Below are 14,622 nucleotides of genomic sequence, written 5' to 3'. Positions count from 1 at the left end.
ATGGTAAATTTAAATGAATATTTAGGTGGAATTGCCACCAGCATTGCAGAAGCACGTTTAATGTCTGATTTGAAATCTTTAGAGATTGCTGAGAAGTTTTCACGTCATGAGCTCTTAAAACACTTTTCTATTCCTCGTTTTAAAGCACAAAATATTGAACTCACCATTCCTGTAGCCATTGGAGAATTAGAAGAGACTTATGAAGCTGATTACGAACCTATTGATAATGTTGCTTTCAATTCACAAGCCTATACAATTTTAAAAGATGCTTCAAAAATTACTTCTTTTGATAGAAAGACATCTACTATGCTTCGCTCAATAATAGCACAAAGAACAGATGAACTTGAAAAAAACATAAAAGCAACTGGTGAAGTTGACCCTGTGTTATCAAGGTTTTCACAACAATTATCTAAAGAGTTTATCTCTATTTATAGTGAAAAGGTGAGTTACGACGTATTAGTTAAAAAGCTTAATTCAGAATTAAGACCATCTATTAAAAGTAGACAAATAACACAAAAAAACACGAAAGTTATCGTAGAAGCTCATAAACTAAACGAAATCAAACCTGAAAATATAGTTCAGATTAAAATGACTTTAAATGAAGAAGGCATGGAGTGGTATACTTCAGAAAATGAAGATGGTGTAAGAGAAACCAAACTATTACCAGAATAGTTATGAGAAAATCAATTACAAAAATAACCAATCAACTCAAAACTCAATTGAACGAAATACATGAGTTAGCGAATCAAATTGAGAAAAAAAATACACAAAGCGCTAAAAATATTCGCAATTGGTTGTTAGCTACAGAAGAAGTATTGAAAGCACTTAATTTACCAGATTCATCAAAATTTGCAGTTAAAAGAGCCATGTTAAGTTCATTCATCCCAAATAGTAGAAATAAGAAAAAAGAGACTCTACAATTAGGAGCTTCAACATTAACAGAAGCTCAACAAGACTTATGGGAAGTATACACTCCCTATGCTACCATTTTAGATAATTCAACAACCTTGATAGAGCAACTTTTAGCAGTAATTTACCAAACCAAGCAGTTTAAATACGACACAAATGAAGATTTTACGCAATTCCTAGAACAAGTTTGGAGGTTTTGTTGTAATCATGAACAACTTAAAGGAATTAGCTCACAAATACTTTCAATGATAAATCAATCAGATGTACTTATTATTATGGCTGAAAAAATAGCAATAGAAAGTTTATAGATAGTTCTCTATATTTTTTACTTTTACGTTATGAACAAAATTGAACATATTGGTATCGCCGTTAAAGATTTAGAAAAATCTAACTCATTATTTGCTTCTCTTTTTGGAGAAGCACATTATAAAATTGAAGAAGTTGCTAGCGAAGGTGTAAAAACTTCATTTTTTAAATCTGGTCCTAATAAAATTGAATTATTAGAAGCTACGAAACCTGACAGCCCTATAGCCAAGTTTATAGAAAAAAAAGGAGAAGGAATTCATCACATTGCTTTTGCTGTTGATAACATAAAAGAAGAAATTAAACGTTTACAAGGTGAAGGTTTTACAGTTTTGAATGAAACTCCTAAAAAAGGAGCCGATAATAAACTAGTAGCTTTTTTACATCCTAAAACTACCAATGGTGTACTTATTGAGTTATGCCAGGAGATAGAAGAATAGGAAGTATTTAAAAATTAAATATTTGTATCTTGCAACGCCTTAAAATCAGTATTTACTAATGACAACTTCTTTTGATTCTTTTCAAAAACGCCGATTACAATCTTCATACATATCAGTAGTAGTAAGTATTGCACTTGTACTTTTTATGATTGGTGTTTTAGGCTTAGTTCTTTTAAAATCAACAAAAGTTGCAAATCATTTTAAGGAAAAAGTAGTTATGACACTTTTCTTAAAAGATGAAGTTGCTGATAAAAATATTAAAAGTCTTAAAGAATCTATTAAAAAAGAAGAATTTGTTAATAAGGTGGTTTATATTTCTAAAGAAGATGCCGCCAAAGAGTATAAAAAAGATTTAGGTGAAGATTTTTTACAATTTTTGGGAGATAATCCCTTAAAAAATGGAATAGACATTTATCTAAAAGCAGATTTTGTGACTCCTGAAAAAATGAGTGAGCTTGAAAAATCTTTTGATAAAAACAAGTTTGTAGACGAAGTAAGTTACGACAAACCGTTAGTACAATTACTTACCAAAAATATTCAACGTATTAGTTTTTGGCTCTTAGTATTAAGTGGTTTTTTCGGGTTGGTTGCTATTATCTTAATAAACAGTTCTATCCGATTATCGATTTACTCAAAACGATTCAATATAAAAACCATGCAAATGGTAGGTGCTACAAAAAGTTTTATTCGTAAACCTTTTATTTGGCAAAGTATAAAACTAGGATTACTAGGAGCTTTTATAGCAATAAGTGGATTAGGTATTCTAATTTATTATGTAGATAAATATATACCTACATTAGAATTACTCACAGATTACGTTGCATTAGGTTATGTAGCTGGTGGAGTTATATTGGTTGCATTTTTTATTACATGGATTAGTACCTTCTTTGCTACACAACGATTCTTAAATTTACAAACTAACGATTTGTATTACTAAAATATTTATGAAAAAAGACAATTCACCAAAACAAGAATTTCTATTCGGTAAACGAAATTATATCATTATGCTTATTGGTATCGCTGTAATTGCCTTAGGATTTATTTTAATGGCAGGTGGCGGTAGTGATGATCCTAATGTGTTCAATCCAGAAATATATAGTTGGCGTAGAATTCGTTTAGCTCCTACCTTAGTAATTATCGGATTGGGTATAGAAATTTATGCTATTTTTGCCAATCCTAAAAAATAAGCATGGATTTATTAGAAGCAATTATCCTTGGAATTATCCAGGGTCTTACTGAATTTTTACCTGTATCCTCTAGTGGTCATTTAGAATTGGCAAAAGCTTTATTTGGAGACACTTCTGTACCTCAAGAGAGCTTAACTTTTACCGTCGTATTACATGCTGCAACAGCATTAAGTACTATCGTAGTGTTTAGAAAAGAAATTGCTGAAATTTTTAGAGGTTTATTTCAGTTTCAATGGAATGAGGAAATGCAGTTTTCTGTAAAAATTGTGCTATCTATGATTCCTGCTGTGGTAATTGGTTTAGCCTTTGAAAAAGAATTGGAAAGTTTTTTTGGAGGAAAAGTTTTATTAGTAGGTTTTATGCTTTTGGTAACTGCTGTATTACTTTTATTGGCTGATAAAGCTAAAAACACAAACAAAAGTGTTTCTTTTAAAAGCTCAGTAATTATAGGAATCTCTCAAGCTATTGCCATGTTACCTGGAATTTCACGTTCAGGAGCTACTATTTCAACATCTGTATTATTAGGTGTAGACCGAACTAAAGCTGCTCGTTTTTCTTTTTTAATGGTGGTACCTTTAATTTTAGGAAAAGTTGCTAAAGATATTTTAAGTGGAGATATTAACTTTCAAAGCTCAGAGATCGTTCCATTATCTGCTGGATTTGTTGCTGCTTTTATCTCTGGATTATTAGCGTGTACTTGGATGATAGCCTTAGTTAAAAAGAGTAAATTATCATATTTCTCATTATACTGTGCTATTGTAGGTTTAATTGCCATTGGCTATTCTTTATTTTTCTAGATGACTGCAGAAGATTACAAAAACGGACAGGTTTTACTAATTGATAAACCTTTAGAATGGACTTCCTTTCAGGTAGTGAATAAACTTCGCTGGCATATTCGTAAGCATTTTAATATCAAAAAAATTAAAGTTGGACATGCTGGAACTCTTGATCCTTTAGCTACTGGCTTGTTAATTATTTGTACTGGAAAACAAACCAAAAACATTAACGAATATCAAGGGCAAGTAAAAGAATACACAGGTACATTTATTGTGGGTGCTACCACACCTAGTTATGATTTAGAAACTGAAATTAACGAAACATTCCCTACAGAGCATATAACAGAAGAGTTACTACACAAAACTACTGAGCAGTTTATTGGTAAAATTCAGCAAAAACCACCAATTTTTTCAGCTATTAAAAAAGATGGAAAGCGTTTATATGAATTAGCTCGAAAGGGTGAAACTACTGAAATTAAGGCTCGCGAAGTGGAAATCAACGAGTTTGAAATCACCAAAATTGATTTACCTAACGTAGAATTTAGAATTGTGTGCAGTAAAGGAACTTATATTCGCTCTATTGCCAACGATTATGGGGAAGCGTTAAATTCTGGAGCACATTTATCTGTATTACGAAGAACCAAAATTGGAGATTTTTCTGTTGATAACGCACAAAGTGTTGATGAGTTTATCAATAGCCTATAAAAATCTACTATACCAGCTTTCTGTAATAGGTACTTCCCAATAATTTTCTAATTCTATTTTAGTTTGCACTAAATTATCAAAAACTATTGTTTTAGCTGATACAGACTTCTTTTTAAGCAGCTTTTTAAACTCTTTGACGTCTTTGTACTGAATAAATTCTCCTTGCTTAAAACACACATTCATTTTATCTAACAACTCCACTTCATATTCCTTTTGTAGTTGTAAAATAAATGCCACTTGTTTATCAATATCTGCATTCGTTAATACTAAATCTTCTTCAACAGAAAAAATAATGAAACGATTGTATTTTAACTCAAAAGAAGCTTTGAAATCAGTATTTTCAGACTTCCACTCTTCTACAAAATGGTGTAATTTTTCTTTTAGCCCGTCAATTTCTTGTGGGTAAAATTTTCGACTTGATGGGTATACCCAAACTTTTGCCTCTTCTGATAAACTACTGAATTCTACAAACATATTTATTCATTATGAGCGCAAAGATACAGAAAACAATTCCCCTTTTTGATGAAAAACAAAAAGGGGAATTTCTAGCTTGATTATACACTTTATTACTGAAGCATTGATATAAGATCTTCTTGTGTATTTTCTCCTTTATTTTTATTGTACCAAACTTGTAAATCTGTTTTAAAATCAGCATCTAAACTACCATGTTTTTCTTTATAATCAACAACCATTTTTGTTGCTTCGGTAGGTCTTGGTCCCCAAGTATTGATTACTTCGTTCTCTTTATTTAAAGCAATTAATTTAGGAATTGATCTTCCTCCATTTGTTAAAAATTCGTCCATCAATTCTAAGTTTTCATCTCGTAAAACTAGTTTTAAATTGATGTTTGGATTTTCTTCTGCTATTTTATTTATTACCGGTAGGTTTTGTGCTGCATCACCACACCATCCTTCAGTTAACACTAACCAAGTTTGCGGTTCTTTTACATCTTTAATTTTAGCAAGTGTTTCTTCGGTTAATTTTACCGTTTTGTCTAAACGCTTCATACGTTTATCATTTAACTTACTATAGTTTAATAAATCATCTGATTGATTAGGTCCTGTAGATTTTCCTTGTGCTATTAAGTCACTTACTAAATCTCTATATTCACTATAAGAGAATGCCTTTTCTAAGCTATTTTGAATAATTTTTTTCATCGTAAATGTATTGTTATTACAAAAGTATTTTATCTATAATAAATCTTAGGTAACCTAAGTTACAATTCATTATAAAACTTGAATAACATAGACGAAAACATAAATACAACCTTACACTTTTGCTGATTCTTCAGTCTTAGCTTGTAAATTGGTAATAATATCTTTAGTCATAGAAGCTAAGTCAAACTGATGTCTCCATCCCCAATCTTTTCTTGCTGCTGAATCATCAATTACTTGAGGCCAACTATCAGCAATGGCTTGTCTAAAGTCTGGATTATAGGTGATGGTAAACTCTGGAATGTATTTTTTAATTTCTGCAGCTATTTCAGCTGGTGTAAAACTAATTGCTGCTAAGTTGTATGAAGTTCTTGTTTTAATATTTTCTTCATCTGCTTGCATTAACTGGATAGTTGCATTGATAGCATCGTCCATGTACATCATTGGTAAACGTGTATTTTCTGACAAAAAGCACTCAAAAGTTCCTTTTTTCAATGCATCAAAGTAAATATCAACAGCATAATCAGTCGTTCCTCCACCTGGTAACGTTTTCCAGCTTATAATTCCTGGGTAACGAATGCTTCGTACATCTACCCCATATTTATCGTGGTAATAATTACACCAGTGTTCTCCTGCTACTTTACTTATTCCATAAACCGTAGAAGGTTCCATAATGGTTTGCTGTGGCGTATTCATTTTTGGTGATGTTGGTCCAAAAGCAGCCATTGAACTAGGCCAGTATATTTTTTGAATATGTTTTTCTCTTGCTAACTCTAACACCGCTAATAAGGAAGTCATGTTTAAATCCCAACCTTTTAATGGGTACTTTTCAGCAGTTGCTGATAACATTGCAGCCATTAAATACACTTGGGTTACTTTATATTTTTGAACAACATTTAAAATTTGCTCTTGATTAGTAGCATCGATGATTTCAAAAGGCCCTAAGCTCATCATTTCTGCATTTCCTTCTCTAATATCGGAAGCTATTACATTATCTGCTCCATAAATAGCACGTAATTTTTGGGTTAATTCTGTTCCTATTTGCCCGCAAGCTCCTAAAATTAATATCGTTTCACTCATTTTAAATTATTCAAAAATAGATGTTTGCAAAGTTATTAAATTTAAGATTTCGCAAAAAGCATTTGCTCTTTTTTAACTATCTACAAAAGGGATAGCTAATTTACTGATTTCAAACTTCTAATTTAATTCTGTAAAGAATACCAAGTAAAATATGTACTTTTATCGCTTAATTATTTTATTAAAATGAGTCGTTTTTTATTTGTTATTGCTTCATTATTAATTTCAGTTACTTCTTGTAAAAAAAAGAATGAGCAAAAAGAAGAGTTACCTACCAAAACTGAAATGAACATTTCGGTTGAGCATACTGATTACTCTAAAATAAATGAAAAGTACGTTGACGAAATTAAGCCTTGGAAAGAATATTTTATTGTTGAGGATTTTTTGCAAGAGTTGAAAAACACAACTCCTACTGAAGCTTTAAACAATGCTTTAGAGTTAAAAACACTTACAAAACAACTAAAGGACAGTTTAAATATAGAAACTCTAAAAACACCTGCCTTTAAAGCTCGTATTAATGTTTTTGAAAATGAAACTTTACGTTTAGCAGATATGACCTTTATTCCATCAATTTCTGCCAATCAGGTTAACAGTCAGGTTGAAAAAATTATGATGCTTTTTAGCAGTGTTAACGATAAGATTAATACAGTTTACACTAAGAAAAAGTTTGATAGTGAAATAAATCTTGATAGTCTATTTAAGAATCAATAGTTTTTAAGGCTTCGTATATTAAACTACTTTCAAACCCTCTGTATAAAAGGTAGTCAACAATTTTCTTTTTTCTTTTGAAGTGATTTGTTTCAGAAACTGATACATTCTTTTTTTCGACCAAATTATACAAGGTTTTGATATATTCCTCTTCGTCGATTTCTTTCAGAGCTGATTTAATATTATAAGTAGAAATATCTCTAAACTTCAATTCTCTAACGATTCGATCTTTCCCCCATTTTTTTATTCTAAATTTCCCTCTTGCAAAGCTTTTTGCAAAGCGTTCTTCATTTAAAAAATTATGCTCTAGCAAGTGTAATAAAATATGTTCTCTTGCTTCTGGAATTAACTTGTACTCTTTTAATTTCTGTTCTACTTCTTTATGACATCGGTCTTGATACACACAATACTGCTCAATCTTTCTTTTTATTTCTTCAACTGTAAAAACGGGTTTATTCATAGCACGAAAATATAAAAAAGGGTTAAAAGCAACCTACTTTTAACCCTTTTTACAGTTAACAAAAAATCAATTATAAAACGCTACGTAACCACATTTTAAACTTAGTGATTAAGTAGAATAATATCGGTACTACAATTAATGTTAAGAAGGTTGCTATGAATAACCCATAAATTACTGTCCACGCTAATGGACCCCAGAAAATCACATTATCTCCTCCAACATATATGTGCGGATTTAACTCACTAGCTAAGGTAAAGAAGTTAATATTCAACCCTGTTGCTAATGGAATTAATCCTAAAATAGTTGTTATTGCTGTTAATAATACTGGGCGTAAACGTGCTTTACCTCCTCTAATAACAGCTTCACCTAAAGTATCTACATCTACAAATTCATCAGAAGATAAACCATGCTCTACTTTCTTTCTATCTATCAGTAACTGGGTATAATCAAGTAATACCACCCCATTGTTTACTACAATACCAGCCAGCGAAATAATTCCCATCATGGTCATCATAATTACAAACGGCTTAGCTGTTATAATTAATCCTCCAAATACACCTATTAAACTTAAGAAGATTGCTAGCATGATGATTGCTGGCTTAGAAACTGAGTTAAACTGGAAAATTAAAATCAAGAAAATTAATCCTAACCCTCCAAAAAATGCTTTCATTAAGAACGCCATTTGCTTGTTTTGTTCTTCAATTTGCCCAGTATAATCTACTTTTACTGAATCTGGTTGTTCAGTAAACGTCTTCATTTCATTTTGAATTTTTGATACAATTGCAGCTGCATCTGTATATCCTGGAGCTAAAGCTGAATATACTGTTACTACTCTTTTTACATCTTTATGTTTAATAGCGCTAAACCCAGAAGTATTTGTTTGTTCTGCTACTGCTGATACAGGAATTTCTTTAATCATCCCTGAAGACATGTCTCTAAAAGTAATTTTTTGGTTAAAAATTGCACTTTTATTATACCTGTTTTCTTTATTAAAACGAACGTAGATATCAAAATCATCACCATCTTCTTTATAAATTCCCGCTTTAGAACCAAAAATAGCATTACGCAATTGGTTTCCTACTTGCGATGAACTTACCCCTAATTCTCCTGCCTTTTTACGATCAACGTTTACTAACATTGATGGTTTAGATTTGTTTACATCAATCTTTAACTCATCAATACCTGCAATACTTTTTGAGTTGATAAAGTCTCGCATTTTTTCAGCAGTGTTGATTAATTCTGCGTAATCTTCTCCTTCCAATTCGATATTAATTGGATACCCTGCTGGTGGACCTACTGCTTCTTTTTCTACAGAAATTTCTAATCCAGGGTAAATTCCTCTTAGTGCTTCGGTTACTTTTCTTTGTAATTCTTTACTATCGGCTCCTCTACGGAATTTATATTCACGCATAGAAGCTGTAATTTTTCCTCTATGAGGCATTTCTGCGGTTGAACCTCCATCAGTTTGTGGATTTCCCGATCCCGCTCCTACCTGAGAAACAGCACTTTCTACTAAGAAATTATAACCATTATCAACATATTCTGGTGAGTTTAAAACTTTATATACACGCTCTTCCAAATCTTTCATAATCAGATTTGTCTTTTCAATGTCAGTTCCTTGAGGGTACTCGATATACACAATAATCTGGTTTGGTGTATTATCAGGGAAAAACTCAACTTTAGTACGTTGACTTCCTATTGAAGCTCCAAAACCTCCAAAAGCAATAAATAATAAAACTAACGTACCTAACGAAATAATGTAAGGCCTCCAACCTCTTAGAGCTCCTCTTAACATTTTTTCATAAAAACGTTCCCAACGCGGTAATACAGTATTTTGAAAACGATTTGCCCAAGGGCGTAGAGCTAATCGATACACCCACAACATAATGGCTGTAAATATCATTACCGTTCCTAACGCCCTATACGTTCCTCCTAAAAGTGCTATCAATAGCCCTATCACTGCCATTACTGATGACAAGATTATGATACGTCTTAATGGCATATTTTTATCTTCAACACTCATAAATTGTGATACTAACACTGAATTAAAAAATATTGCCACAAACAATGACGAACCTAATACTACAGATAATGTTACAGGGAAATAAATCATAAACTGCCCCATGGTTCCTGGCCACATTCCTAATGGAACAAAGGCTGCCACTGTAGTTAAGGTTGAGATAATAATTGGAAATGCGATTTCTCCAATTCCCTTTTTGGCAGCTTCAATTCTAGGCATTCCTTCATCCATTAAACGGTATACGTTTTCAACAACAACAATTCCGTTATCTACCAACATTCCAAGTCCCATAATTAATCCAAAAAGAATCATGGTATTCATGGTATATCCTAGCCAACTCAATATCATTAATGACATAAACATTGACATTGGTATTGCAAATCCAACAAATAGGGCATTTTTGAACCCTAAGAAGAACATCAGTACTAAAACTACTAGGATAACACCAAAGATGATATTATTTACCAAATCATCTACCTGACCAATAGTTTTTGAAGATTGATCGTTAGCGATGGTTACTTTTAAATTACTCGGAAATACATTGGCTTTGGTATCTTCTACTATTCTTTGAATTTTCTCAGCAGCCTCCACCATGTTTTTTCCTGAACGTTTTTTAACATCCAGCATCACTACTGCTTCTCCAAACTCACGTGCATAGGTAGTTTTATCTTTATCTTTAAAAGAAACCTTCGCTATGTCTTTAAGGTAAATTGAGTTTCCTTTTTCTGATTTTACGACAAAGTCTTGTAATTCTTGTGGATCTTCAATCTCTCCTAAAATTCTAACAGTACGTCGCTGCCCACTAGCAATTAAATTACCGGCCGACATTGTTAAGTTACCTCCATTTATCGAATTGATAACATCTTGGAAACTTACTTGTGCTGCCATCATTTTGTAAATATCAACAGCTACCTCAACTTCTTTTTCTTCTGCACCACGGATATCTACTTTTTTTATCTCTTGTAAATCTTCAATTTCATCTTCTAAATACTCACCAAATTCTTTTAATTTATCTACTGGATAATCTCCCGAGATATTAATGTTTAAAATTGGCATTTCTTCAGAGATACTTAGCTCAAAAACATTTGGCTCTACTTTAGCTCCGTTAAATGTAGGCCAATCTTCACCTGAAGTTTCTTGATCTATTTCATCTTTTACCTTTTGTTTAGCTTGATCTACTGATATGTTTTCATCAAACTCAACAATTACCATTGAGTAATCTTCCTGCGATGTAGATGTAATTTCTACTACATTACTTACCGTTTTAAGTCTATCTTCTAACGGATCAGTTATCAACTTCTCAATGTCTTCTGCTGTATTTCCTGGATAGAGAGAACTTATATAAATTTTGGTTTCTCTAATTTCTGGGAAATTTTCTCTTGGCATACTTAAAAAGGCAGAAATACCTGTTATAAGTATCATAACCATCATTACATAGATAGTTGTTTTATTATTTATTGCCCAAGAAGATAAACCAAACTCTTTATCTACTTGCTTTTTTTGTTTTTTATCAGTCATTAGACGAATAATTTTTGGTGTCTTATTTTGCTTCTTCTGAAAGAGTTAATACCTTAACCTCTTGTCCGTTTTTTACACTACGAGCTCCCTCTTCAATAATTTTTGTTCCGCTTTCAATTCCGCTTAAAACTTCAATAATATCTCCTTGCGTTTTCCCTGTAGTTATAATTGTTTGCTTAGCTGTTCCTACCTCATCTTTGATATCTTCTACCACATACACATACTGTTCTCCATTAGCATTTTCTGAAATAATACTTTGAGGAATTAAAATTGCTTTCTCATTAGAGTAATCGTTGATTTTTAACTTTGCTGTTAAGTTAGGTTTAATCTTACCCTCATGATTAGGTACACCTACTTCTACCTTGAATGTTCTATTTGCTGGATTAATAAAGTTACCTGCTTGACGAATTTTAGATGTTAACTTTTCTCCTAATACTGGGAATTCAACCTCTACATTTTTTCCTTTTTTAATAGAAGTAATATAACTTTCAGGTACATCTGTTTCGATGTACATGTTTTTTAAGTTTACAATTCTAAAGACTTCTGACCCCATTCCTGGAGCAACTACTGTTCCTTGCTCTTTAATTACATCATCAATTACTCCTGAAAAAGGTGCAGTAATTACCGATTTTGCTAATTGTCTTCTTAATTGACTAACCGCATTGGTTTGTGCTTCATAATTAGTTTTTGCCTGTAAAAACTGAATTTCAGATCCTATTTTTTGATCCCACAAACGTTTTTGGCGTTTATATGTTGTTTCTGCTAATGCTGCTTGTGCTTCAACTTGCGCTAATTGATTAGCCAAACCTCCATCGTCAATTTTTGCTAAAGCTTGTCCTTTTTTAACATACTGTCCTTCTTTCACATAAATACGTACTAGAAGTCCAGGCATTTCTGGATAAATTAACACATTTTGTTTTGTTTGTACAGCTCCTTGCAATTCTAAATAATGATCAAAAACCTCTTCTTTTGCTGAAAGAACTGTAATTAATGGAACTTTTTTATTCGTGTCTAACTCTGAAATTTTATCATTTAAAACCTTAATTTCATCAGATAGTGTTTGCATTTGTGTATCTAACGACGCTTTTTTCTCTCTAATTTTAGCTAAATCGTTAGATGCTATTACGTCTTGTACAGATTGCTCTTTTTTACCTCCACATGAGGCTAAAAGCAATGTAATTGCGAATAGTGAATATATTTTTCTCATTATAGTTGATTTTATTTTAGTGGTATGTTTAATGCGTTTTCTAATTGTGCTTTCTTAGCAATTACGTTCAACATTGATTGTACATAATTGTTCTGTTGTGTGTATAACTGATTTTGTGCTTGTAGTAAATCGAAGCTTGAAGAAATCCCTTCAAAAAACTTTACTTGTTGCTTTTTTTCTATTCGTTCAGCTAATGCTAAGTTTTTCTTCGCTGTTTCGTAATTTTCAATTCCTAATTGATACTCGCTTTTAGCTCTTTGTACTTGTAAGTTTAACTTTTGCTTTGCTTCTTCTAATCGAATGTCTGCATTTTCCAATGCTATTTTTGCTTGCGCTGTTCTTGAACTTCTTCCCAAACTACTAAAAATAGGTACATTTAAGGTTACTCCAAATAACGAATAGTCAAACCACTTTTGATTGCTATCTAAGAAATTAAAATCGTCTGAATTGGCATTAGCTCCATAGTTTATAAACGCTGATAAGCTTGGTAAAGCTTTACTCTGCTCCAACTTCATTAGCAAACGCTTACTTTCTCTATCATTTTGAGCAATTTTAAAATCTATATGATTATCAATATTAAATTGAGTAGCTAATAAACTTAAATCGGTATTATCAATAACCAGATTATCTAACGCAGAAGTTAGTGTTAATTTTGTTTCAATCGAGTTTCCTAAAGAAACATTCAGCATTTGGTATGCTATTTCTTTTAATCGTTCAGCGTTTCTTAAGTTACTCTCAACATTACCTAAAGTAATTTGTAATTGCTCTACGTTTTCTAATTCTGTTAACCCATTGTCATAGGTTTTCTGGGTTTCATTCAAGTTTTTCTCTAATATCTTTTTGTTATTTTCTAAGATTTCAATTGACTTTTCTGTAACTAATACATTTCCATAAGCATTAATAACAGCTTCGCGTGTTGCTAACTCTGTTTTTAACTTTGCTTGTTCTGAAATTTTCAAGTATGTTTTTGCTGATTGCAGCCCTACTAAATATGACCCGTCAAATAACAGCTGTGTTAACGTTACTGAAGCATTCATTGTTTGTTTTGTTCCAAACCTTAAAGGAACGAATCCTGTTGGAGTTACAACTTGTTTTCCGTTTCTAATTACTCCATCAAAATATTCCTCTACCACATCTATTGTGCTTTGAGTATTATCAAAAGCTGCTACTGGTAATAAAGACACCTGTTGTTTTAGCCAATTTTGATATTCTACTTTCCCGTTTATTTGTGGTAAACCAATAGTAGTAGTTTCCCATTTTTTCTTCTTAGCTGCTTCAATATCGTTTAAAGATACTTTATTATCGTAACTGTTCTTTATAGCATAATCAATTGCCTCTTGCATTGATAAACTCATTTCTTTTTCTTGAGCAATTATATACCCTGTAAAAAAGAACACAAATACACTATATATGTATTTCCTCATTATTTTTAGTTTTTGTTTATGTTTTTTAATTGTTTCTCTAATTCTTTTACCCCTTTTGGAGTCGCTATCGCTCTAATATGATATTCTAAAATTTCATATTCAATTTCCATAACCTCTTGCATATCGTTGCTGTACAATTCACTTTCAAACACACCAAAAACTAATGTAAAGTAAAAATTTACTAAAAGGTCTCCTTTTATGTTTGTTCGGTACAAACCTTGTTCAACTCCCTTTTTTAAATTATCTACGTTACAATCTCTAAACATACAAACTTCTCGTTCTATTAGTTTTGTATAGGTTTCTGGATAGTATTTTTTTAGTTGATACATAGGGGAAGTTTTTGCATTTTTAAACATTTCTTTAAAAATTGCCTTCACAGCAAACTCTTCTTCTACAGCATTGTAATTTTGGCTTTTGACCATCTCAATCGTTTCACTTATTGTATTATGAACCGATTCTGTACTAGCATCTACCAAAGCTGTTTTATTTGAAAAGTACTTGTATAATGTTTTTTTAGACATGCCAAGTTCTTTCGCTATATCATCCATCGTTGTGCTTTTAAACCCTAAGGTTAAAAACATTTCTCCTGCTTTATTAATTATTTTATTTCTCATAATCGGATGCAAATGTACAACAGGAAACTTCAGAAACAAAAAAAGTTTCCAAGGTTTTAAACTTTTTTAACATGTAGGTTATAGTTAAAATTTATCTTTACCTTATTTTTACAAAAATTT

16 protein-coding genes are annotated in these 14,622 nt (G+C 31.6%); 8 read left to right on the top strand and 8 right to left on the bottom strand.

The window, feature by feature from the left end; genetic code table 11:
* Genes ABHQ57_RS04065 through truB form a run of 7 tightly spaced genes read left to right on the top strand, consistent with a single transcriptional unit; the run spans window position 1 to window position 4,320 of the window.
* Window positions 1-672 carry a hypothetical protein gene (locus ABHQ57_RS04065; RefSeq protein WP_047789973.1) on the top strand — a complete coding sequence of 224 codons (672 nt, stop codon included), beginning with the start codon at window positions 1-3 and terminating at the stop codon, window positions 670-672.
* 2 nt (window positions 673-674) lie between these two features.
* Window positions 675-1,217, top strand: coding sequence for a hypothetical protein (locus ABHQ57_RS04060; RefSeq protein ID WP_073182101.1), 543 nt, complete (start codon window positions 675-677; stop codon window positions 1,215-1,217).
* Window positions 1,218-1,247: 30 nt separating this feature from the next.
* Window positions 1,248-1,652, top strand: coding sequence for a methylmalonyl-CoA epimerase (gene mce, locus ABHQ57_RS04055; RefSeq protein ID WP_047789971.1), 405 nt, complete (start codon window positions 1,248-1,250; stop codon window positions 1,650-1,652).
* A gap of 58 nt (window positions 1,653-1,710) precedes the next feature.
* Entirely contained in the window at window positions 1,711-2,589 is an 879-nt protein-coding gene (locus ABHQ57_RS04050; protein ID WP_073182105.1) for an ABC transporter permease, read from the top strand.
* A 7-nt stretch (window positions 2,590-2,596) separates the two neighbouring features.
* Window positions 2,597-2,839 (top strand): DUF3098 domain-containing protein, encoded by a 243-nt coding sequence (locus ABHQ57_RS04045; RefSeq protein WP_047789969.1) that lies wholly within the window; start codon window positions 2,597-2,599, stop codon window positions 2,837-2,839.
* Window positions 2,840-2,841: 2 nt separating this feature from the next.
* Entirely contained in the window at window positions 2,842-3,636 is a 795-nt protein-coding gene (locus ABHQ57_RS04040; protein WP_073182106.1) for an undecaprenyl-diphosphate phosphatase, read from the top strand.
* Window positions 3,637-4,320 (top strand): tRNA pseudouridine(55) synthase TruB, encoded by a 684-nt coding sequence (gene truB / locus ABHQ57_RS04035; protein ID WP_167712973.1) that lies wholly within the window; start codon window positions 3,637-3,639, stop codon window positions 4,318-4,320. It begins immediately after the preceding gene.
* Here the strand turns inward: truB and ABHQ57_RS04030 are convergent.
* The 3 genes from ABHQ57_RS04030 to ABHQ57_RS04020 form a co-directional block, all read right to left on the bottom strand.
* The gene (locus tag ABHQ57_RS04030) at window positions 4,315-4,794 is read right to left on the bottom strand and encodes an ABC transporter ATPase (RefSeq protein ID WP_159493499.1); all 480 of its coding nucleotides are present in this window, start codon (window positions 4,792-4,794) and stop codon (window positions 4,315-4,317) included. The genes truB and ABHQ57_RS04030 overlap by 6 nt on opposite strands.
* Before the next feature lie 92 nt (window positions 4,795-4,886).
* Window positions 4,887-5,477 (bottom strand): thioredoxin family protein, encoded by a 591-nt coding sequence (locus ABHQ57_RS04025; protein WP_047789965.1) that lies wholly within the window; start codon window positions 5,475-5,477, stop codon window positions 4,887-4,889.
* Between the two features lie 111 nt (window positions 5,478-5,588).
* Window positions 5,589-6,554 carry an NAD-dependent epimerase/dehydratase family protein gene (locus ABHQ57_RS04020; protein WP_167712971.1) on the bottom strand — a complete coding sequence of 322 codons (966 nt, stop codon included), beginning with the start codon at window positions 6,552-6,554 and terminating at the stop codon, window positions 5,589-5,591.
* 183 nt (window positions 6,555-6,737) lie between these two features.
* On the opposite strand from ABHQ57_RS04020, the gene ABHQ57_RS04015 reads away from it, so the two are divergent.
* Window positions 6,738-7,262: a hypothetical protein gene (locus tag ABHQ57_RS04015; RefSeq protein WP_159493497.1), complete on the top strand. Its 525-nt coding sequence runs from the start codon at window positions 6,738-6,740 to the stop codon at window positions 7,260-7,262.
* Here the strand turns inward: ABHQ57_RS04015 and ABHQ57_RS04010 are convergent.
* From ABHQ57_RS04010 to ABHQ57_RS03990, 5 genes are all read right to left on the bottom strand, one after another.
* Complete coding sequence (locus tag ABHQ57_RS04010) at window positions 7,249-7,719, bottom strand: regulatory protein RecX (protein WP_167712969.1); 471 nt, start codon at window positions 7,717-7,719, stop codon at window positions 7,249-7,251. The genes ABHQ57_RS04015 and ABHQ57_RS04010 overlap by 14 nt on opposite strands.
* 70 nt (window positions 7,720-7,789) lie before the next feature.
* Window positions 7,790-11,257, bottom strand: coding sequence for an efflux RND transporter permease subunit (locus ABHQ57_RS04005; protein WP_167712967.1), 3,468 nt, complete (start codon window positions 11,255-11,257; stop codon window positions 7,790-7,792).
* Between the two features lie 22 nt (window positions 11,258-11,279).
* A complete protein-coding gene (locus ABHQ57_RS04000; RefSeq protein ID WP_047789961.1) occupies window positions 11,280-12,464 on the bottom strand; it encodes an efflux RND transporter periplasmic adaptor subunit in 1,185 nt (394 codons plus the stop codon).
* Window positions 12,465-12,475: 11 nt separating this feature from the next.
* Window positions 12,476-13,888: a TolC family protein gene (locus ABHQ57_RS03995; protein WP_167712965.1), complete on the bottom strand. Its 1,413-nt coding sequence runs from the start codon at window positions 13,886-13,888 to the stop codon at window positions 12,476-12,478.
* A 5-nt stretch (window positions 13,889-13,893) separates the two neighbouring features.
* Entirely contained in the window at window positions 13,894-14,502 is a 609-nt protein-coding gene (locus ABHQ57_RS03990) for a TetR/AcrR family transcriptional regulator (RefSeq protein ID WP_047789959.1), read from the bottom strand.
* Between the last annotated feature and the right edge of the window lie 120 nt (window positions 14,503-14,622).

This window comes from Tenacibaculum sp. ZH5_bin.1 (assembly GCF_042865525.1).
Taxonomy (GTDB): Bacteria; Bacteroidota; Bacteroidia; order Flavobacteriales; family Flavobacteriaceae; genus Polaribacter; species Polaribacter mesophilus.
The sequence above is the reverse complement of the archived record's forward strand: the minus strand, read 5'-3'. Positions and strand labels throughout refer to the sequence as shown.

Coding starts and splice junctions, on each gene's coding strand:
- ABHQ57_RS04065 (WP_047789973.1), top strand. CDS start 1: ATGGTAAATTTAAATGAATATTTAGGTGGAATTGCCACCAGCATTGCA.
- ABHQ57_RS04060 (WP_073182101.1), top strand. CDS start 675: ATGAGAAAATCAATTACAAAAATAACCAATCAACTCAAAACTCAATTG.
- mce (WP_047789971.1), top strand. CDS start 1,248: ATGAACAAAATTGAACATATTGGTATCGCCGTTAAAGATTTAGAAAAA.
- ABHQ57_RS04050 (WP_073182105.1), top strand. CDS start 1,711: ATGACAACTTCTTTTGATTCTTTTCAAAAACGCCGATTACAATCTTCA.
- ABHQ57_RS04045 (WP_047789969.1), top strand. CDS start 2,597: ATGAAAAAAGACAATTCACCAAAACAAGAATTTCTATTCGGTAAACGA.
- ABHQ57_RS04040 (WP_073182106.1), top strand. CDS start 2,842: ATGGATTTATTAGAAGCAATTATCCTTGGAATTATCCAGGGTCTTACT.
- truB (WP_167712973.1), top strand. CDS start 3,637: ATGACTGCAGAAGATTACAAAAACGGACAGGTTTTACTAATTGATAAA.
- ABHQ57_RS04030 (WP_159493499.1), bottom strand. CDS start 4,794: ATGTTTGTAGAATTCAGTAGTTTATCAGAAGAGGCAAAAGTTTGGGTA.
- ABHQ57_RS04025 (WP_047789965.1), bottom strand. CDS start 5,477: ATGAAAAAAATTATTCAAAATAGCTTAGAAAAGGCATTCTCTTATAGT.
- ABHQ57_RS04020 (WP_167712971.1), bottom strand. CDS start 6,554: ATGAGTGAAACGATATTAATTTTAGGAGCTTGCGGGCAAATAGGAACA.
- ABHQ57_RS04015 (WP_159493497.1), top strand. CDS start 6,738: ATGAGTCGTTTTTTATTTGTTATTGCTTCATTATTAATTTCAGTTACT.
- ABHQ57_RS04010 (WP_167712969.1), bottom strand. CDS start 7,719: ATGAATAAACCCGTTTTTACAGTTGAAGAAATAAAAAGAAAGATTGAG.
- ABHQ57_RS04005 (WP_167712967.1), bottom strand. CDS start 11,257: ATGACTGATAAAAAACAAAAAAAGCAAGTAGATAAAGAGTTTGGTTTA.
- ABHQ57_RS04000 (WP_047789961.1), bottom strand. CDS start 12,464: ATGAGAAAAATATATTCACTATTCGCAATTACATTGCTTTTAGCCTCA.
- ABHQ57_RS03995 (WP_167712965.1), bottom strand. CDS start 13,888: ATGAGGAAATACATATATAGTGTATTTGTGTTCTTTTTTACAGGGTAT.
- ABHQ57_RS03990 (WP_047789959.1), bottom strand. CDS start 14,502: ATGAGAAATAAAATAATTAATAAAGCAGGAGAAATGTTTTTAACCTTA.